General features: G+C 44.5%; 27 protein-coding genes and 1 pseudogene. 16 read left to right on the forward strand and 12 right to left on the reverse strand.

All coding sequences use genetic code 11. From position 1 onward, the window contains the following. The 9 genes from OSCIL6407_RS35770 to OSCIL6407_RS0129115 all read left to right on the forward strand — a co-directional run. On the forward strand, nt 1-210 hold a 210-nt coding region (locus tag OSCIL6407_RS35770), incomplete at its 5' end, for a recombinase family protein (protein WP_026103896.1). Between the two features lie 53 nt (nt 211-263). Further along, nucleotides 264-1,049: a recombinase family protein gene (locus OSCIL6407_RS37490; protein WP_019488044.1), complete on the forward strand. Its 786-nt coding sequence runs from the start codon at nt 264-266 to the stop codon at nt 1,047-1,049. Between the two features lie 11 nt (nt 1,050-1,060). Further along, nucleotides 1,061-1,219: a hypothetical protein gene (locus OSCIL6407_RS37495; RefSeq protein ID WP_019488045.1), complete on the forward strand. Its 159-nt coding sequence runs from the start codon at nt 1,061-1,063 to the stop codon at nt 1,217-1,219. A gap of 187 nt (nt 1,220-1,406) precedes the next feature. Then, nucleotides 1,407-1,634 carry a hypothetical protein gene (locus OSCIL6407_RS0129095; protein ID WP_019488046.1) on the forward strand — a complete coding sequence of 76 codons (228 nt, stop codon included), beginning with the start codon at nt 1,407-1,409 and terminating at the stop codon, nt 1,632-1,634. A 49-nt stretch (nt 1,635-1,683) separates the two neighbouring features. Beyond that, nucleotides 1,684-2,124, forward strand: coding sequence for a helix-turn-helix domain-containing protein (locus OSCIL6407_RS31610; RefSeq protein ID WP_019488047.1), 441 nt, complete (start codon nt 1,684-1,686; stop codon nt 2,122-2,124). A 113-nt stretch (nt 2,125-2,237) separates the two neighbouring features. Continuing rightward, nucleotides 2,238-2,387: a hypothetical protein gene (locus OSCIL6407_RS35775; protein ID WP_155523448.1), complete on the forward strand. Its 150-nt coding sequence runs from the start codon at nt 2,238-2,240 to the stop codon at nt 2,385-2,387. Between the two features lie 132 nt (nt 2,388-2,519). After that, nucleotides 2,520-2,891: a hypothetical protein gene (locus tag OSCIL6407_RS31615; protein ID WP_019488048.1), complete on the forward strand. Its 372-nt coding sequence runs from the start codon at nt 2,520-2,522 to the stop codon at nt 2,889-2,891. Nucleotides 2,892-3,004: 113 nt separating this feature from the next. Then, nucleotides 3,005-3,391, forward strand: a complete 387-nt coding sequence (locus tag OSCIL6407_RS0129110; protein WP_007354595.1) for a hypothetical protein — start codon at nt 3,005-3,007, stop codon at nt 3,389-3,391. 948 nt (nt 3,392-4,339) lie between these two features. Next, nucleotides 4,340-4,567 carry an EF-hand domain-containing protein gene (locus OSCIL6407_RS0129115; protein WP_007355819.1) on the forward strand — a complete coding sequence of 76 codons (228 nt, stop codon included), beginning with the start codon at nt 4,340-4,342 and terminating at the stop codon, nt 4,565-4,567. A gap of 399 nt (nt 4,568-4,966) precedes the next feature. Here OSCIL6407_RS0129115 and OSCIL6407_RS37500 read toward each other — a convergent pair whose 3' ends face one another. Next, on the reverse strand, nt 4,967-5,068 hold the full coding sequence (locus OSCIL6407_RS37500) for a nuclease A inhibitor family protein (RefSeq protein ID WP_234709977.1): 102 nt from the start codon (nt 5,066-5,068) through the stop codon (nt 4,967-4,969). 328 nt (nt 5,069-5,396) lie between these two features. Here OSCIL6407_RS37500 and OSCIL6407_RS0129125 point away from each other — a divergent pair, with 328 nt between their 5' ends. Together OSCIL6407_RS0129125 and OSCIL6407_RS31620 are read left to right on the forward strand one after the other, a co-directional pair. Continuing rightward, nucleotides 5,397-5,702: a hypothetical protein gene (locus tag OSCIL6407_RS0129125; protein WP_007355821.1), complete on the forward strand. Its 306-nt coding sequence runs from the start codon at nt 5,397-5,399 to the stop codon at nt 5,700-5,702. A gap of 39 nt (nt 5,703-5,741) precedes the next feature. Further along, a complete protein-coding gene (locus tag OSCIL6407_RS31620; protein ID WP_267879575.1) occupies nt 5,742-6,194 on the forward strand; it encodes a leucine-rich repeat domain-containing protein in 453 nt (150 codons plus the stop codon). Nucleotides 6,195-6,446: 252 nt separating this feature from the next. Here the strand turns inward: OSCIL6407_RS31620 and OSCIL6407_RS0129135 are convergent, their stop codons facing one another. From OSCIL6407_RS0129135 to OSCIL6407_RS0129185, 11 genes are all read right to left on the reverse strand, one after another. Then, on the reverse strand, nt 6,447-7,109 hold the full coding sequence (locus OSCIL6407_RS0129135; RefSeq protein WP_007355824.1) for a transglycosylase SLT domain-containing protein: 663 nt from the start codon (nt 7,107-7,109) through the stop codon (nt 6,447-6,449). 2 nt (nt 7,110-7,111) lie between these two features. Beyond that, nucleotides 7,112-7,819: a M23 family metallopeptidase gene (locus OSCIL6407_RS0129140; protein ID WP_007355825.1), complete on the reverse strand. Its 708-nt coding sequence runs from the start codon at nt 7,817-7,819 to the stop codon at nt 7,112-7,114. Then, nucleotides 7,755-8,141 carry a hypothetical protein gene (locus tag OSCIL6407_RS0129145; protein ID WP_007355826.1) on the reverse strand — a complete coding sequence of 129 codons (387 nt, stop codon included), beginning with the start codon at nt 8,139-8,141 and terminating at the stop codon, nt 7,755-7,757. The genes OSCIL6407_RS0129140 and OSCIL6407_RS0129145 overlap by 65 nt, the downstream gene beginning before the upstream one ends. Before the next feature lie 5 nt (nt 8,142-8,146). Further along, nucleotides 8,147-8,329 (reverse strand): hypothetical protein, encoded by a 183-nt coding sequence (locus OSCIL6407_RS0129150; RefSeq protein WP_007355827.1) that lies wholly within the window; start codon nt 8,327-8,329, stop codon nt 8,147-8,149. Beyond that, nucleotides 8,326-9,693, reverse strand: a complete 1,368-nt coding sequence (locus OSCIL6407_RS0129155; RefSeq protein ID WP_007355828.1) for a hypothetical protein — start codon at nt 9,691-9,693, stop codon at nt 8,326-8,328. Before OSCIL6407_RS0129155 ends, OSCIL6407_RS0129150 begins: the two co-directional genes overlap by 4 nt. Continuing rightward, the gene (locus OSCIL6407_RS0129160) at nt 9,665-10,516 is read right to left on the reverse strand and encodes a hypothetical protein (RefSeq protein ID WP_007355829.1); all 852 of its coding nucleotides are present in this window, start codon (nt 10,514-10,516) and stop codon (nt 9,665-9,667) included. The genes OSCIL6407_RS0129155 and OSCIL6407_RS0129160 overlap by 29 nt, the downstream gene beginning before the upstream one ends. A gap of 105 nt (nt 10,517-10,621) precedes the next feature. Further along, the gene (locus OSCIL6407_RS0129165; protein ID WP_007355831.1) at nt 10,622-10,921 is read right to left on the reverse strand and encodes a hypothetical protein; all 300 of its coding nucleotides are present in this window, start codon (nt 10,919-10,921) and stop codon (nt 10,622-10,624) included. Further along, a complete protein-coding gene (locus tag OSCIL6407_RS0129170) occupies nt 10,918-11,103 on the reverse strand; it encodes a hypothetical protein (RefSeq protein WP_019488050.1) in 186 nt (61 codons plus the stop codon). The genes OSCIL6407_RS0129165 and OSCIL6407_RS0129170 overlap by 4 nt, the downstream gene beginning before the upstream one ends. Beyond that, on the reverse strand, nt 11,096-11,305 hold the full coding sequence (locus OSCIL6407_RS0129175) for a hypothetical protein (RefSeq protein ID WP_007355833.1): 210 nt from the start codon (nt 11,303-11,305) through the stop codon (nt 11,096-11,098). Before OSCIL6407_RS0129175 ends, OSCIL6407_RS0129170 begins: the two co-directional genes overlap by 8 nt. Before the next feature lie 65 nt (nt 11,306-11,370). Further along, nucleotides 11,371-11,970: a translation initiation factor IF-2 N-terminal domain-containing protein gene (locus OSCIL6407_RS0129180; protein ID WP_007355834.1), complete on the reverse strand. Its 600-nt coding sequence runs from the start codon at nt 11,968-11,970 to the stop codon at nt 11,371-11,373. Then, nucleotides 11,939-12,349 (reverse strand): hypothetical protein, encoded by a 411-nt coding sequence (locus OSCIL6407_RS0129185; RefSeq protein WP_007355835.1) that lies wholly within the window; start codon nt 12,347-12,349, stop codon nt 11,939-11,941. Before OSCIL6407_RS0129185 ends, OSCIL6407_RS0129180 begins: the two co-directional genes overlap by 32 nt. 275 nt (nt 12,350-12,624) lie before the next feature. On the opposite strand from OSCIL6407_RS0129185, the gene OSCIL6407_RS0129190 reads away from it, so the two are divergent. The 5 genes and pseudogenes from OSCIL6407_RS0129190 to OSCIL6407_RS31630 form a co-directional block, all read left to right on the forward strand. Further along, a complete protein-coding gene (locus OSCIL6407_RS0129190) occupies nt 12,625-12,837 on the forward strand; it encodes a plasmid partition protein ParG (RefSeq protein WP_007355836.1) in 213 nt (70 codons plus the stop codon). A 6-nt stretch (nt 12,838-12,843) separates the two neighbouring features. Further along, a complete protein-coding gene (locus tag OSCIL6407_RS0129195) occupies nt 12,844-13,428 on the forward strand; it encodes a hypothetical protein (protein ID WP_007355837.1) in 585 nt (194 codons plus the stop codon). A 347-nt stretch (nt 13,429-13,775) separates the two neighbouring features. Then, nucleotides 13,776-14,418 (forward strand): annotated as a pseudogene (locus OSCIL6407_RS31625) (Uma2 family endonuclease). Nucleotides 14,419-15,807: 1,389 nt separating this feature from the next. Then, nucleotides 15,808-16,011, forward strand: a complete 204-nt coding sequence (locus OSCIL6407_RS0129215; protein WP_019488053.1) for a hypothetical protein — start codon at nt 15,808-15,810, stop codon at nt 16,009-16,011. Nucleotides 16,012-16,241: 230 nt separating this feature from the next. Further along, nucleotides 16,242-16,971 (forward strand): DUF3854 domain-containing protein (locus OSCIL6407_RS31630; protein WP_040650497.1); only part of this gene is annotated, 730 nt, incomplete at its 3' end.

Here is a 16,971-nt window from a genome sequence, read left to right on the forward strand (position 1 = left end):
GTTAAACTGAAACTTCTGGATCAGGGAGAAGTGGATCTCAGCACCGCCTCTGGGGAACTCAGTGCTGACCTACAGGCTCTCTTTGCAGCCCACGAACGTCGCCAGCTTCGAGAGCGGATCAAGCGCGGTCATGAATACCGCCGAGTAAAAAAGTTGCTTGGACAAGAGCGCCTTGGGGATATTTCATTGAGGAGGATAAATATGTCTTAGATAAACGACCTGCGATCTGCCTGTTAGCAGAACGTCCTGAAAACTATTTAGAATTGTATCTTGAACCCAACTTTTCACCACAACTCCCTGGCATTAGTAAAGCTGAAATTGCCAGAGAAGCCATTGATTATTTGCTGAAAATTAGGAAACCGCGAAAGGTTCTAGCTTTCTTGTATGAAAAGTACGGGGTGGAACGCAAACGAGATACCAACTTGGTTTTGAGTCCAGAGTTACTTTTTTGGAGTGCAGCTCAAAACTTCGCTGATGATTGGTTAACCAATCCAATTTTGCGAGGTCATACGAGTTACTGCAAAACAAATATATCCAGCAAGGGATCTACCAAGAAAAAACCTGAAGAATGGCAATTACACCTTAATACCCATCCCACTGAGCGGTTAATTACTGATGAAGAATTTGTCGAACTTCAAACCCTCCAACAATTCAATGCCAAGAAAGTAGCAACTTCCGGTAAGACTTGTTACTTAACCGGATTAGTTATTTGCGCTCGCTGCGGCTATAAATGCGTGTTAAAGCGCAGCGCTCAATATCAATATTACGGGTGCAGGCAATCGGGAACTGGTTGCCAAAACCGCTCTTGCATTCGCCTTGAAAAAATTGATCAAGCCATTATTAGTCAATTATTTCTCAAAGCCACGTCCTTGGAATCGGCACAGGAGGAACAGGAAGTTTCTTTCCAATGCCCTCCAGAAGTAATCAAGTTAAAACAGCAACTAGAAGGGTGGATGAACTGCTTAAAATTGCGCCGTCTGATTTACTTCAGCAAGCCAGAACTAAATTCCTCAAGCAAATTGAAGAAAAAAGCGCCCCCGAAGGAGTAGAAAGTTTTGTGATGGCTACGGCACAGGAAATTATCTCTCATCCTCAAGCAAAAAAGCTTACCTTCTGGTACACCTTAACTCAAGATGAGCGCGACATCCTTTATGAAAAGCTGATCGAGAGAGTCAAGGTAGATGAAGGCAAAGTGATTTCAGTGGAACTGAAAATTTAGAGCGTCAAGGAATATTCTTAGGAGAAAGTATGAATTTTCTCAATCAACCCTCAAAACTTTTCAAGAAGCCGTAGACCGATTCCTGAGCGCTGAAGCAGAAGTTCTTAAAACTTGGCAAGGTTATTGTCATTGTCCAGATCCAGGGCTCCAGGTTAAGTGCCAAAAATGTCCATACTTTATAGAACTGGTGTTAGAAATTCAAAAAAAGCTTCAGCCTGAGCCTGAGAAAGTTTTTCCGAGAATACTGCCGCTGGAACTGGAACAACCTTATTCAGAAGAGTTGCTACAGCAATGTTTAGAACTATATGGTCAGAAATACTCTTTCGCACAAATTCAGCGCCTTACTGGAATTACTAACCGCGAAGTCTTGAGAGATTGGCTAAATAGCAACGGTTTGCTACAAGAAGTCAAGTGACTATTCTCAAGCGGAAAGGCAGCCCTATTTAGCGCTTTACAAAGAAGGTTTGACTCCAAAACAAATCGAGGATGCTACAGGAGTTTCTGTGGAGTTACTCTACGATTGGATTAAACTGGCAGGCATCAGCCGAGGGCACAATAGCTATCCCAAAAAGCAAAAGGAGGAATGTTTATCTCTATATGTTAAAGGTGCTTCCTGTGGAGAAATCGAAGCTCTCACTGGAATTTCAAGGGCTACAGTTGGAGATTGGGTCAAACAGGCTAATTTAGGAAGAAAGCCGTGTAAAGGAGGGCGACCGCCTAAGTATTCGCCCGACGTAAAGCAGGCGTGTTTGGAATTGTTTGCTCAGGGTAAAAGTGTTTCACAAATTGAAGAAAAACTAAACATTTCACCACTTACAATTCGTCGGTGGAGGCGAGAGGCTGAACGCTTGGCACAAAGCTCTCCAAACTGTCCTGTGCTTGACGGCGATGACAAAGACCTCTAAAGAGACCGGACTCTATCAAAATAACGTGAGCTGCACCCATACCGATTAGGGTGCGGCTGCGGACTTTGGCGTGGGTTTTTACCCATTTTATAGGTGGCGAGCTCCCGTCAACAATGCTGGATGTGGTGGGGTCAACTGTTTGGCAAGTGAAAAGCGCGGAGCGTTTTTGGTATGGGGGCGATCGCTGTGTTTCTAGCGATCGTTCTAATGTTGGTTATACTCTCGACTATAGTCCTACTACCGCGCGATCGCACACTACTTAAAACATAGAATCAAGCATTTCAGAAATATCGCGCTAGTCACGCCCTCGGTTTAAGTAACTTATGTATGTAACTATTGACAGCTACCTAGAGAGAAGCTCATGATAAGTTACCTAAAGTTATATGTAACTAGCGATGAGTAAATTGGCAAGGGTGAAATATGGGACGGCTCAACTCCCATCTGGCAAAAAGATAGAGGTGGGTTTTAGGCAGTGGTATGAATGGCTAGAGCATCCAGAGACTAAATCCTTCAGGGTTGATGATGGCGAGGGTTACACAGCCAGAAAAGAAACAGAAGGAGGCTACTGGTACGCCTACCGCAAAGTTGAGGGAAAGTTACATAAGCGTTACATAGGATTGTCTAAGGCTCTGACTTTGCGGCGACTGGCTGAAGTTGGGGCATTATTCGATATCCCTAGTCAACCTAAGTTACCTAAGCCTATGGGTAACTCAAAGGTCAGTGAAGAGTTACATAATGAACTAGGTAACTTACAAACAGTTAACTAGGGTTACAGAAGGAAATTACCCAACTAAAAGCAGAACTAGCAGAGGCGCGATCGCAACTTCCCTCCCAGACCGCGCAAGATTCCACATTTTGGGACTTTCCAGACGCGGCGGACTTGCTCAACCAGCTCAAGGCTAAGCGTAAAAAATCAAAAACTGATTTACAAGATGTGGAAGCAATCTTAGAACTGTTGCCAGAGATGCCACAACAATCACAGCCACAGCTACCCGATTTGTATGCAGCGAGGGATAAGCTTTTTGAGATGCCATCCTTGGGCGGCTGGAAGTTTGAGAAAGGTGAGAAGCGCGATCGCTTCTATGCTTTTGCCTCTGCTCTGATTGAAGAGGCCTCAAAACTTGACCAAAATTACACCATAATCCAGCGCTTACAATCTGACCTCAAGCAAGCAACCGAACGGTGCGACGGATACGGCAACCAGTTGAGAGAAAAGACAGAAACCATTCGCAAGCTTACGGCAAAGCTAGGGCAACGTCCGTTTTAGGTATTGAGCCGATATCTGTGTAAAAAGTGCAATATAAACTACCATTACCAACTTTCTTGCTTTGGCTGCTGTTGTATGCGATCGCTAACTCCAACTTCCAACAGTTCTCATTTCAGTCTTGACAAAAACCATAAAAACCATAAATTGGTCATTTTACCCCCCTATAACGTCTATTTGACATGGCTTGCTATGCGACTACCACACTAACTACGAGGATTTAGGAGGTGTCGGAGTACAAAAAAGCAATTAAAAGTCAGCGAAAGTTAATTTAACTTAATTAAAATTTGTGAAAATTGGAGGATAATTTAGGATTTTTGAGGGACAAGTAGGAGATATTAGGAAATAAGAGGGAATAAGAGGAAATAGAAGGGTTAAAATATAAAGCTTTTTGTGGCTTCCACTAACTATCGGGGTGCGTTCCTTCTCACAAAAAGTTGCACCCCTGTGTGGAAGATGCAACTTAGGCTTATTGCTGGTAGGTATTACCTCTTAGAACCTGACCTTTGTCGCAGTCGTAACATCAGCGGGGTTAGTACCCGAATCAGCGAGGCAACAGAGCAGATGAAGATAGCGAACGATCGCTCTGCATGAACATTCTGGCAGCCCGAAAAAATTACTCTTCCAGTTCGCTTTTTTTGTACAAAAGTGCGGTAGCACTGCCTTCAATAAAACCAAACAAACTGAACTGCAACTCTTCCTAGAAAACGGCTATCGCCTTTGTTCCGATACATTAATATGAAATAGCTGAATGGCTATCACAAAGCGGCAATTAAAAAAGCAGCCTTAACAGCTTTTCAATTAGTTCGGCTTGCTCAAGTGTGAAAGTACAGCTTGCTATAAATGACACGAGTTACAGCTTGTATCTGCCAGGGTAAAAGGTAACTTTCCTTGCATCTTTTTCAACATTATGGGATATTGAATTGAAAAAACTAATTCAAATAGAAACTTATGGCAACTGAGCAAGAGCTTCAATCTCTTTTTAATGCCTTGGATCGCGATCAAGATGGCAAAGTATCGAGTAATGAGCTTTTTTTAAGTCCTGGGTTAAATGCAGTCATTTTAGCAGAAACAGGTACTAGCCCTGCGGAACTGCTAGCGACGTCTCGAGATGAAGAGGGTAATATTACCTTTGAAGCCTTGAAACAAGCTGTTAAGAAAGCAGGGAATTTAGAATAAGCGCGATCGCCCAGCCAGCAGCGATTGAAATAAAATCATTTATCCAAGTGGATGAGTGTCTTCCCCTGGTAATAGTTGCAGTAGTTATAGGGCAAAAAGCGATCGCTGACTACCAAGGATAAGAACTTGCTTCTTATCCTTTCGTCTGGCAGGGATTTAAGCCCCAGTTGACATTAGAGTTGTTATGTAGTGTTCATGATTTTTAGATTTCCTGATGTAGATAATGAAATGCCTGTCGCACTCTTACCCCCTGAGCCACTGTCACAACCCTACCCTAGTCAAGAAGTACCCGGATAGGCGGATGACTGCGAGAAAAACGCGATGCACGGCGATGAAAAATTCATGCTCGGCAACGGGGATGAGTATCTGGGGTTTTTGAGCGTTCTGGAGCAAAAGCGGTTAAGTTTTCCAGTGAACAACCTCAAAGGGCGCGTCAGATTCACTGAGGAATAGCAGACCTTGGGAAGCTTCTTTGAGTTGGGCGGCGATAGGGTCAGTCATGATTTCAGCGTTTATCTAACTTTTTTAGCTTAATCCCTTTGCCTGCAAGTGATACCTGAAGCTGGCGGAACCAACCATTACCAGGTAAGGATTATAGCCGTTTACATTTATCAGACCACGCCCTTGATCTAGCTTTACCTCAACCCTCGCCATCTCCCAAAGTCACTTGTCTAACTGACCACTATTAAATTACTACTAATAACCAAAAACTACAGGTTTTAAACAACTCTCTTGTAGACGCATACATAAAGTGGTAACTACTCACCCCCGTCTTAAGGTAGTCAGGAAATACTGAAATCAATAGAGTTCAGTTATTCCACAAAGAAAAATGAAACTTACAGGCGCTACCAATAATACCTTCTCTTCGGTTGTTAATTCTGTTAAATCCATTGCTACTAAACTACCACTTAAAGTTGTTGTCGCTTCAGCTTTATTAATCGGCTTTACTGGAAGTATGGCGATGGATTCCTTCGTACTTACTGCACCAAGTTATGCAAAAACTGTGGAACCCGTGAAGGCTCAGAGCGCAGTTAGATTTAAGGATGCTAACTTTGAAGCTAGGCTTAGACAGCAGATAGGGATTCCCAATAGCACGCCACTAACGTTAAATGTTCTGCAAGGGGTAAAATTTTAAAATTTTGGTCACTCAAAAAAAGTAATTTCATTAGAGGGAATTCAAGCACTTCGTAATCTGACTTCTCTGGACTTGCGTGACAACCAAATCAGTGATTTGAAACCATTAGCGGCGTTGACTAATCTTACTAGGCTGAACTTGGATAGCAACAAAATCAGTGATTTGAAACCACTGGCGGGTTTGACTAATCTTACTAGGCTGGACTTGTATGACAACAAAATTAGCGATGTCAAACCACTGGCGGGGTTGACTAAATTAACTTGGCTGTTATTGAATGAAAACGAAATCAGTGATGTTCAACCACTAAGAGGTTTGATTAATTTGAATTTTCTGGGCTTGCGTGCCAACAAAATCAGTGATGTCAAACCACTGGCGGGTTTGACTAAATTAACTTGGATGGAGTTGAGTGGCAATCCAATTAATAACTGTCAATCATTACCGGGACTTAAACAAAAAGTCAGTCAGGATTATGATATAATCCATTGTAGATAAAGCTTTCACGTCGAGAAACAGGTGATGAAGGAAACCGCTCCCATAGCCATACCCCATGCTTCGATAAATGGTGTTGTCGTTTCGACGATATTTTTACAACCAAGTAAACGTACCCTGAAAAATTCGACCCGGCTCTGTTTCAGTATTCATGGTGAAGATGAATAAAAATTGTAATAATGAATAGCAAAAAACCAACTAGAACGCGCCTTAGTCGGTTTTTTGCCCTGGCAAAACTATTTTATAATAGCATAATCAAAGCCTCCCCGCAACCAATTGAGTCATTTCATTCTTAGTGATAATCCCGTCTTTATTTCTGTCAAATCCATTGTTTTGTTTATACTCAATACTGCCAATACGGAATAGCACATAACTGTCGGGCTTACCTACCGCCGCAGGCCACAAAACAGAAGCATAGAAATCGCCAATCGTGTTAAGCCTGCCTTTGTACGGCATCAAGTATTTTCTGACATAATCTAACTGCTGAACCTCACCCATAACCTGTAAAGCAGATGTGCTAGTACCTAAATTACGCGCCGTTGACGGCATAAATTGAATCAACCCTGTAGCGCCTGAAAAACGATTGACTTCCGAGGCTTTTAATCCACTTTCAAACTGCATGATTGCCATTAGATAGTTAGGGTTAGCGCCTAGTTCATTGGCAATGCTGACTACTTTTTGTAGAAACTCAGGGGATTTTTTGCTTGACCATTTAGGCTCTAGTTTGCCAGAGTTTGCGATCGCACTAATCGGATTTTGCCCATTAGCAACAGCCTCAAAAGCAGTGGTAGCAGCTTCTCTGACAGGTGAGGGGGCAAAACTTAACCCCAGAATAAAAGCACCGCCACAGAGTATTAAACTCAGCGGCGCATTATTGCTATCGGGTTCTGTATTTGCCCAGTCTAAAATCTTACCCATAATCAATAACTCACAAACTTAAGAGGGTCTAACGGGTTCCCATCTTTTCTGATTTCAAAATGCAAGTGCGGGCCCGTGCTGTAGCCCCCGGTGTTGCCAGAAAGTGCGATCGCATCCCCTTGTTTTACCCGTTGCCCAACTGTTACCAATGCTTTTGAATTGTGGCAGTAGCGAGTATCCCAACCGCCGCCATGATTGAGTTGAATCTTGATACCACATTCACCCGTCCAACCCGCCACCATCACCACACCATCAGCGGGTGCAAGTACGGGTGAGCCTATCGGTACAGCAATGTCAACACCAGCGTGTAACCGCCAAAACTTATGCACCGGGTGAAACCTCATTCCCATCTTTGAACTAATAGGAGCGAGTGCAGTTGGGCGGGTAAATAACCCTTGAAAGTTAGGAGAAGGTAAGCCAAGTTGTTGATTAACAATAGAAGAGTTTAATGCAGCGCTTTGAGATGTATTGCTTTGAGTTGAATTTGGGGCTTGTTGCTGTACAGTTGCCACACCTAACGCCACAATCCCCAACACAATCAGCATAAATTCTAAAGCCAAATCAACAGCATTTAACCCAGCCTGGTCAGCTCTATTTGCAATCGCACGGGCTAAAACTTCTTCGCTAAGATAACCTTGTTCGTAATCAGCGACCAGGCGCTCTATTGTCTGGCTGTTTGGATTGCTGCTGTTGCTGCTGTTGCTTTCCATTAGAACCGCCTAATTTGAAGTTGTACTCACCGCTAAAAAAGGGTGTTTGAACATTCCCACCAACTCCTACCAAGGGACTTAAGGAATTGCTAGGTATAGGGCCTTGAGTTGCACTAGGGGATGGGTTTGATGTTGGTAACTGTCTCCCCCTCCCTTGCTGTAAATCCTTCTTAATTTGCGTCTCTATGGTTTTGACAATTGGGTTCTGTTGGAAATTGGGAAACTTTAAACTCAACATATAAAGCCATCCAAAATTAACAGCAGCACACCACAAACCATAGAGCGCTAGTACCGTTACGATTGGGCTAGTAAAGCGCTCCATGTTGTTTACCTGCCACTGGGAATAAATTGGTTTTGCCGACGAGACTTATCGAGATTGTTAAGAAATGAGCGGCCGCTGTCTAGTCCCGCGCTGCCAGCACTTTGAAAAATTTGACCAACTGTGACATCCCAAGTGGCTACGAGTGCTAAGAAAACTAATAAAACAAACAGACAATCCTTAAGCTTCATTGTTCAATTCCTCCAGCTTTTGCGTTAGTTAAAATCTGTTCCCAAGTGGGTTTCAAATATTGCGTGTAACGGGCATCAGAGTTAAGCGTTTGAATGCCCAGTTTTGCAGCCAATGGTTTGAGCGGTGAGCCGATTTCACCCTTCACATAGAGCGTGGCTTGTTCGTTTGCCCACTGTTCAACCTCAGTAGTCCAAGCACCCCGCCACCAATCGGCAAGCGGGTCGCGATGACTGAGTTTGACGTTCTTTAAGTGAGACAAATCTGGGATAACAACTACTTCGGGGCTTGATTCTCCTAGTTGAGCAATTGCTACTCTATGACCTGCTTTTTGTAATGCTTTAACCTGTTCTTCAATCTCATCAGCATTAGCAGGGTTGAGGTATTTAAGCTCAGAACGTAAGAGCTTGTCTTTAACAGTTAGTAAACTGCTGAATTGATTAGAAGTTGCCAGACTAACTCCGGCATCACCAACAGCAAAGGAATGCCCCGTTAAAATCAGTTTGCTCTGATAACCAAGCCCCTGCTTAGCCAAAGCCCTAAGCTGTTTCATGGGTTCGGATTTTTGTCCGCCGAAGTCTTCAGCAATGCTGTCTAATTCGTCGATAATTAACAGCCTCGGCGAGAAATTAGGGGAGGCTTTACCCGCTCGTTTTGCCGCAATTGCTCTTTCCCTTCTGTTAGCTAATTCCTTGTATTCGTGGTCAATAATCGCGGCTATTTGGTCGAGTTCAGTGTAGATGTAAGCCGGGTCAAGCTTGCACCAATCCTTATCTCGCTTGCCGTAGTTGATATCGCCAATCGCGATTGTGGTATTAGGATTGACGCTTAAGTAATGAATTAAAGCCGCTTCTGCGAGTGTGGTTTTACCGCTTTCAGTTTCTCCCGCAATGCGGTTGTGCCCTCTTAGCCAGCGCTCAAACCAAGAAGTATCAGCCGATGTCTGCTGTATCCAAGTTTTAATTTGAATTGGCGCGGCGTTAACTGCCAACTGAATCACCCGCTGCTGTTGTTCCTGTGTCGGTTTTAGTTCCTCAAAAGCTTCATTTAACCAGTCCCACGTAGCAGCGCTACCCAGTTTTGTCAGTTGCATTAAATCACCACCCAGCGAGCAAAACTGACTCGCACCTACTCCACAACCAACTAACAAAGTACCGATAGCAGCTTCATAAAACCTATAGGGTTTAGGAGCAATTACTTGGCAACGTTGAGCGCCACAAATAGAGGCTGAATCATCGTTAATTTGATACTGTTGGCGACCGAAGATAGCATCACCAATCAACACTCCACCACCAATCAGAAGAGAAGCGCTAAGTCCTGCTATTGCTTGCCTTTGATTAATGGGAATTGGTGAGGGATTTGTCATAGTTGGTTTTCACCTCCTGATTGTATTTGTCAGCGTTCTTTTGACCCTCTGCAATAGCTCTCATCTGCTCTAATGCTTGAGTATCGCCAGCAATCGCCAACTCAGTAAATTGCAGGTATTGGGAAAGGGAAACGGCAAGGTTAGGATTGGGTAAAACTTGTAACTGATTCCCTTTGCCTGACTCAATTAGTAGGTCGTGAATTACTAGCAAAGCATTTACTTCTGTTAACCAAACTTGCCAGTTTTTGATGCCTTTATATGTGGTGAAATCACCCAAGTTAGCAGCGCGATTCTTGAACTGTTCTGCTTTCTCTTTTGCTTTTAGCAACCACCATCTATCAGGGGGCGTGTAGTGAGGGGCTTTGTTGGCTTCTCGCATCTGAGTTAAGAGCAAATTTACCATCGAATAATCCAGGTTTTCACGGGCAATGGTGATGCTTTGCTTAGCCGTTCCCTTGCTCTGTTCTATGCCTTTAATCAGGGCATCTAAATCAATTCCATCTCCCTCAGTTGCCCCTGTCTTAGCGTTCGCTTCGACTGTTTGTGATTCCTCCCCCTGGGGCTGATTTTCTGCTGTAGTCTGAGATTGTGGAGGCAGTGGGTCTGATGCTGGACTAATACTCATTTTGGCTACCAGCAAAGCGCCTAATATTGGCAACAATGCCAGCATTAATAGCCCCGTTTTGTTCTTAGTTTTGCTCCTTTTAGTTATCGGTAAAATTGGCGTTTTGTCTGCATTCTCTTCCCCTAGTTCTGTTGCCTCAACAACTGGCTGCTGAGTCAAAGGGGGCGGCTGTGAGGGGTGGTAGTAGGCATCGTACATGGTGGTTAGATGGTTGGTTATGGTTTGATTATCATTTGGCGGATTTGTTGAGAATAGTTAAGTACAGTAAGGGTTTAAGCCTTGGTTTGAAAGGGGCGTGATGGTTTAAGGTTGACCGTTTTTCGGGCTTTCGTGGTTCTGAACAGCAATCAGCAGGTCTAGGTTGTGTTGCCAGTCTTCACTGCCGTAGGGTAGTTGCCTTATCTGCTGTTTAAGCAATTGCTCTATTTGTTTTTTGGGTTTTTTTCTAGTGCTTAATTCTGCTGTCAGCGTTCCCGTTGCTGCGATAGCTGCTGCTGTTAAAAGCCAGCGCTCATTATGCAGTGGATTAAAGTCGTAATAAAGCAGAACTGCACTGATTAGCGCCGCTCCTGTGGCGGCTGATGTGAGGAGTTTTCGTATCATTCTATTTTCCTCAAGTATTCAGGCAATATTGCTAACATTAATCCGAGGTTAGCCCCACAGAGTAAACTAGGAAAGTCTCTGTCAATCTTTACTTCGCCAATGATTAGGATTAAGACAATCACAATAGCAGCCGGATAGCCAATCATTTTGGCAATCCATATCCTAAACTCATTCTTAGTCATCACATTCTCCCTCAGTTTCTGGGAAAAATCTATCTCTAAATCTGCACCAAATCAATTCAATTCCCTCAACCCTCCGAAGGTGCATTACTGGGCGATTAGGATCGTAGTTGTAAAGCAATTGCATTGCATAAACTCTGTCATTATCATGCAGTTGGCTAGATGTCATCAAGTCTGAGATAAACTGAGCTAATCTTTTGAACATTTCCTTGTCCTGCTTTGTGGGTAGTTGCGCTGCTAACAATTGAATTAACAGCGCTTCTATTTGGGTTAATTGGCTGCTAAGTTGGTCAAGATTTGATTGATGTCCTGACTGGTAGAGGCTCCTACTTGTGATGATTTGTAGTAGCTCTCTGCTGCTGATTGGGAGTTTCCGAAAAAATCCTCACCTTCCAGCTTTTCAGCTAAAGTAGCTAAGGCTTGTTCGCGTCGCTGCATATCGGCATTAAAGGTGACTTGCGACACGGCTAAATAACCATTAACTCGCCCTTGACCTTCGGCTAAAGCCTCCAGAACTCCAAGGTATTGACCATCAGCAAAACGCTGTTGTAATCGTGTTTCTGTTTGATGTTGACTGAGTTCGGATTCAGCCTGAATTGAAGAACTCAATTGCTGCTGTTTAACTGAGGCAATTGATTGATTTTGAGGGGGCGCTGCGGGTACTGAGTCCTCTCTGATTTCCATCTCCCCTGTTGGTGATTGAGGTTGTGCAGGCTTGAGCTGTGGGGTGTTGTCAGTAGATTTTAGGAGTTCGATTTGAGCTTGAGTAAGAGATGCGTTGGAGCCAATTTTTAAGCCGTTTTGATTGGCTTTTTTGATGAGGTTTCCAACCGGGGTATTAAGGCTTTTTGCTAGTTCCTTGAGGGTCATATTTGAAGGTTTCCTTAAAGAATTGGGCGTGTGAGTAAAGCTGTTGATTGCTGGAGAGATGCGATCGCAAATCATCCAAAGTCGGTTTGGGTACGGCGGCCATCCACCGCTTGACCTTGAGCAAGCACCACATTTGATGCGGGTTCCAAGGTGCTCCAGCTTCCCAGAGGGATTGTCCGGTGTTGGGGTCTGTCGAGTAATCCGCCACGCATTCCAGCAGAATTAAGTCCCAACCGTAGGCAGTTTGACGGGCAACCTTGAGCCGACAACTGATAAATTCAGAGCGCCGCCATCCCTGCTCTATACGCGATTGCTTCGCCTTAAACTGCCTCGCTGTATAGGGTTCGGCGGTTGCGCTAAACATAGAGGCGCTGTGCATGGTTTTTGTCTAGTGATGTCTGTCTAGTGGCTCTGACTTAAAAAAAGCCACCGGACTATTGATTTGCAAAGGTTCTGAAAGCTTACGGTATGGACGCTTCGAGCTTTGGGCAACCGCTTGGGATATCGCTGAGTGCGTTTTATGCTTTTGGCTTTTGGTGTCCATAGTGATACTATAGCACAATAGCACAAAATTACAATAGCACTGTGGCACTGTAGCAAGAAAGGTACTATAGCAATGCGACAATATAAAGGAATGTCCATGAGAGTTCCCCTGTGTCTGAAACCCCTGAAAAGCCTGTATTTATTCGGGGTCGCGTTCCTGAGTCCGTGCGTGCTCGTTTCAAAGCGAGTTGTGCCTTGGAAGGTCGCGACATGAGCGAAGTATTGGAGGAATTAATCACTAATTGGCTAAGGGAGCATGAGCCTCGCCAAGGCACAAAAAAAACGCCTGGTACAAAAGCCAAGCGGAATTCTAATGAGGAGTAAATTTTTGTGACGGAAGAATCAGTTAGAGCCGTCCGAGCCACAGTGCAAATAGGCTCCCTAACCGTCGATGGGTTTATGTTGCCTGACGGCGGTTATCGGATGAGTCAAACTCAGGCGGCTGAATGCGTTGATTTATCCGAAAGAAACGCCCGCGAATTTTTGCAGTCAAAAGCACTAAAAAGCTTACTGGGAGAGGGCTATACGCCCGCGACTTCTGAAATAGAGCCTGATGCGGGGCAACTACGCGGAGGTAGTCGCATCAGGGCATGGTCGTTGGAAGTTGCCAGCGCTTACTGGCTATGGCAAGCAGCGCGGGGGAACAAAAAAGCGTTAAGTCTTGTTATGGCTCTGTTGACTGAAACCTTGGAGCGGCGTTTTGATAGTGCTTTTGGCATTACCCGCACTGAGGAAGAACGCAACGAACTACTGAGCCAGCGCGTTCAACAACTCCAGCGCGACCTTGAAATCTTAGGCAACGCTTACGCTGCCGAAGACGAAATTCGATCGGAGCGCGATTACTACGAGCGCCTGCTCAGAGAAAACGGAATCGACCCCTGGCGGGTTCCGGGAGGGGGTGATGAGTCGGGTTAACAGTCAGAATTTAATTTCTTGCCTCAGCTTGTTGCCAATGCCGAGAGGGTTCTGCCGTGCTAAACACGATTTTTGCCGTACAAAATCGTATTTAAACACGGTAAAGAATACTTGCAAAAATGTTTTTATTTTTCGTTGTTGCTTGGCTACGCAAAAACTGGTTTAACAGGTTGCGTTCAGAGGCTCCAAATAAACTACAAGCTTTACAGGCAGAGGGTTTAACAGGTTGCGTTCAGCCTCGCTGAGTTGTTCGCAGAGGGTCGGGCGTATAACCTTTACCCAGCAAGGCTTTTATCACTCTTGAATCCCTCAAGCGTCGGACGTAGATTTCTAGCAAGGTAAACACCATGACTCAAGCCCACACAAAAGCCAAAACAGTCACGTTTGATGAGTTCGTTGCTTGGTATCCAGAGAACTCTGTCCACAAGTACGAACTACACAACGGAGTAATTGTTGAAATGCCTTTAGGGACTGGCGACCATTCGGCTGTAGCTGGGTTTATTGCTGGCGTTGTGTTTTTAGAGATTCGGCAGCAACAATTGCCCTACCTCGTGCCGAAAGAGTACATAGTTAAGTCTGCCGCTGACAAATCAGGCTACACGCCAGATGTAATAGTTTTAGATCAAACCGCGATCGCAAACGAACCTCGCTGGAAGAAAGAATCCATCATCACGATTGGGGGCTTCGGTGCGACTGGCTGTAGAGGTCGTTAGCACCAATTGGCGTGATGACTATTTCACAAAAGCTAGGGATTATGAAGAAATGGGGATTCCTGAATACTGGATTGTGGACTACCTCGGTTTGGGGGGCAGGCAGTTTATCGGCAATCCCAAACAACCCACGTTCAGCGTTTATGAATTGGTTGATGGGGAGTATCAGGTCAAACAGTTTAGGGGAAACTCGCGCATTGAGTCGGCTGCATTTCCTGAATTGCAACTGACGGCAGAGCAGATTTTTCGCGCTGGCTTGCCCCCAAACGAATTGACCTAGAAGAGCATCACGCTATTACAACTTGAGGGCGATCGCTCATTCATATAGTCCTAATACTAATTAATTCGTGATTTTGCCATTGTTTTTGCCAAATATTTGGAAAAGATCAGGCAAAAACTTCTTTAAAACTTAGCTTGATTCTTTTGGGCGATCGCTCAAAACGCTGATTGTTGTAGTCAAAATGCTACCCACATCGTCAGGGTAAATACTTCTCGTGCGAGACATCAGACTTATTACCGAGGGCTGGCAACGCAAAAATTATGCTTTATGGCGATCGCCGTCAACTTTAGATGTATGAGTGCTGGTTTGATATAGCAGTGAGGGGTATAGCCGAGATACTCTACCCCCTAACGGCATCAAAGGTTTATGAAACCAGTATTCAGTATCGGGTTTATTCTCGTGCTATGCGCTCAACCCATTAAGAGCATCAAAGGTTTATGAAACCAGTATTCAGTATCGGGTTTATTCTCGTGCTATGCGCTCAACCCATTAAGAGCATCAAAGGTTTATGAAACCAGTATTCAGTATCGGGTTCTCGTTCTATGCGCTCAACCCCTTAAGAGCATCAAAGGTTTATGAAACCAGTATTCAGTATCGGGTTTATTCTCGTGCTATGCGCTCGTGAGGCAAGCCTTAAAGGTTTATGATTGTGACTTGACCAACTCAAACTTAATCCCAAAAAAAGATCGCTAGTGGCGATCGCAAAACGGAAAAATAGATTACTATTAAAACAATACTTCGGACACTTTTTAATATGCAAAGTATCAGTTTTTGGATCGGAAAGCAATTAAGTGAGGCGATTGATAAAAAACCGACCTCACCAATAAACACTCACCAAAGGATAAATAATCGCTACTAAGCGAGCGCTTTTTGTGAGAGAATACTCGAAAAATATTTAATTGAGGGAAAATCTATGAAAACGAAGCGACAATCGAGAAAACTACCCAGAAATTAAATTTGCCGAATTGAGTGCATCAATTCAGCAATTACACCCGGTTTTGCAGAACGGGTCAAAAAGAAAATATTTGTTATGTAAATGTAACAAAAACGGTGTCAATAGTCAACTCAATCAGACTTTTTGTGATTGCAGTCCCTATTTTGACAACTTTAAACAACAGACCCCTGCAAAAGCGGTGTTAACCCTTACAAAGGAACACCGATGGAATTTTCAAAAATGAGTTAGGTAGTATATGTGGTAAGGCACAACCTATTGTGTCATCACCACACTATCCTCACACCGACTCAAGTAATTGCAATCTAAAAAACGAAAACAGATTTGCAGAACCTACTGAGCAAATCTTTGAAGTAGCACCGCATCAATTGTTTGATTTCCTTCAAAAATATGGCGATGGCGGTACACTCCGATTGAAATTTGGGGGGGCAAAATAAATGCACCCCACTCTGACACTCCCCAACTCGCCCGTCTATCAGAGCAGCGATCGCACTGACTACCGCCAAGATTGGTTAGACTCTGGCGTTGACGATGCAATCATTAACCTCAACGTACAGGAGATCGCTGGCGCAGACTTATTGAATTTCTCTATCCCCACCCGCAGCGCCTCAACGCGGGCCGCCTCAACGCCAAGTACCTGAGACTTTGGGAACGCTGCGTAGACTTTGACAACACTCCACTGTCACACGGCTGGATCTGCAACGGTCGCGTCAAGATTTTACAAGGGCCCTTACTCAAACCTGAGAATGGCAAAAACGGAAAATGGAAAGTCGTAAAGTACCGCAACCCTGAAGGGGGTAAAGCCCCGATCGCATTCCTCAAAGTACCGCTTCACATCTGGGAGAAAGTTGCGGCGCAGTATGGTATCGCCATGCCTAGTTACATAGAGGTTACACAAGAAGGTTCGGCTCTGGGTTTTTGGGAATGGGTGCTTAAAAATCGAGTTCCTGTAAAACCGACAGAAGGTGAGAAAAAAGCAGGATGCCTACTGACTTTGGGTTACGCGGCGATCGCCCTCCCTGGTATCTCAATGGGATGGCGGGTTACAGACAGAGATTTTAAAGGCAAAGCGATCGCACGGGAATTGCACCCAGATTTATTACCCTTCGATGATGGTCGTGATGTTACGATTTGTTTCGACTACCGCCCCGGTGATTATTTCAAGTCCCCCGAATGGGTCAACGCGGCTATCCTTGGCAAACTCTTCAAACAGTCCACAGTCAAAATTGCCAGACTCCCAGGCCCGCAGAAAGGAATTGATGATTTTGCAGTTGCTGGTGGCGACGTTGCCCAAGTCCTAGCCGCCGCTGAATCCCTCAAACAATTGCAGGATGAGCGCCTGTGGCGTTTTTGCTACAAGGGCTTCTCTCCTGAGAAAAAAGTAAACCAGCGCTACCTCGACATAGAAGCCCCTGAACCCGGCAAAATTATAGCTCCCAAATCGGGCCTAGCCACCGGAAAAACTCAATTGTTGGCTGATAAGGTTGCAACGCAACCAGGGAAGCAAATCAACATCGGCTACCGTAACAGCTTACTGCTACAGCAGGCTCAAAAGATTGGTAGCTATCACCTAGATGAGCATGATGGCCGCCGTTTTTTTG

The sequence above is a fragment of the Kamptonema formosum PCC 6407 genome, assembly GCF_000332155.1.
In the GTDB taxonomy this organism is placed as follows: Bacteria; Cyanobacteriota; Cyanobacteriia; order Cyanobacteriales; family Microcoleaceae; genus Kamptonema; species Kamptonema formosum.

Bases quoted from the DNA above. Each gene is read 5' to 3' on its own strand.
- OSCIL6407_RS0129155 (WP_007355828.1), bottom strand. From the start codon at position 9,693: ATGACAAATCCCTCACCAATTCCCATTAATCAAAGGCAAGCAATAGCA.
- OSCIL6407_RS37500 (WP_234709977.1), bottom strand. From the start codon at position 5,068: ATGACTGACCCTATCGCCGCCCAACTCAAAGAAGCTTCCCAAGGTCTG.
- OSCIL6407_RS0129115 (WP_007355819.1), top strand. From the start codon at position 4,340: ATGGCAACTGAGCAAGAGCTTCAATCTCTTTTTAATGCCTTGGATCGC.
- OSCIL6407_RS37495 (WP_019488045.1), top strand. From the start codon at position 1,061: ATGGCTACGGCACAGGAAATTATCTCTCATCCTCAAGCAAAAAAGCTT.
- OSCIL6407_RS0129125 (WP_007355821.1), top strand. From the start codon at position 5,397: ATGAAACTTACAGGCGCTACCAATAATACCTTCTCTTCGGTTGTTAAT.
- OSCIL6407_RS35775 (WP_155523448.1), top strand. From the start codon at position 2,238: ATGCTGGATGTGGTGGGGTCAACTGTTTGGCAAGTGAAAAGCGCGGAG.
- OSCIL6407_RS0129170 (WP_019488050.1), bottom strand. From the start codon at position 11,103: ATGACTAAGAATGAGTTTAGGATATGGATTGCCAAAATGATTGGCTAT.
- OSCIL6407_RS0129135 (WP_007355824.1), bottom strand. From the start codon at position 7,109: ATGGGTAAGATTTTAGACTGGGCAAATACAGAACCCGATAGCAATAAT.
- OSCIL6407_RS0129165 (WP_007355831.1), bottom strand. From the start codon at position 10,921: ATGATACGAAAACTCCTCACATCAGCCGCCACAGGAGCGGCGCTAATC.
- OSCIL6407_RS0129160 (WP_007355829.1), bottom strand. From the start codon at position 10,516: ATGTACGATGCCTACTACCACCCCTCACAGCCGCCCCCTTTGACTCAG.
- OSCIL6407_RS0129180 (WP_007355834.1), bottom strand. From the start codon at position 11,970: ATGACCCTCAAGGAACTAGCAAAAAGCCTTAATACCCCGGTTGGAAAC.
- OSCIL6407_RS0129185 (WP_007355835.1), bottom strand. From the start codon at position 12,349: ATGCACAGCGCCTCTATGTTTAGCGCAACCGCCGAACCCTATACAGCG.
- OSCIL6407_RS31615 (WP_019488048.1), top strand. From the start codon at position 2,520: ATGAGTAAATTGGCAAGGGTGAAATATGGGACGGCTCAACTCCCATCT.
- OSCIL6407_RS0129145 (WP_007355826.1), bottom strand. From the start codon at position 8,141: ATGGAGCGCTTTACTAGCCCAATCGTAACGGTACTAGCGCTCTATGGT.
- OSCIL6407_RS0129150 (WP_007355827.1), bottom strand. From the start codon at position 8,329: ATGAAGCTTAAGGATTGTCTGTTTGTTTTATTAGTTTTCTTAGCACTC.
- OSCIL6407_RS0129175 (WP_007355833.1), bottom strand. From the start codon at position 11,305: ATGTTCAAAAGATTAGCTCAGTTTATCTCAGACTTGATGACATCTAGC.
- OSCIL6407_RS0129140 (WP_007355825.1), bottom strand. From the start codon at position 7,819: ATGGAAAGCAACAGCAGCAACAGCAGCAATCCAAACAGCCAGACAATA.
- OSCIL6407_RS0129215 (WP_019488053.1), top strand. From the start codon at position 15,808: ATGCACCCCACTCTGACACTCCCCAACTCGCCCGTCTATCAGAGCAGC.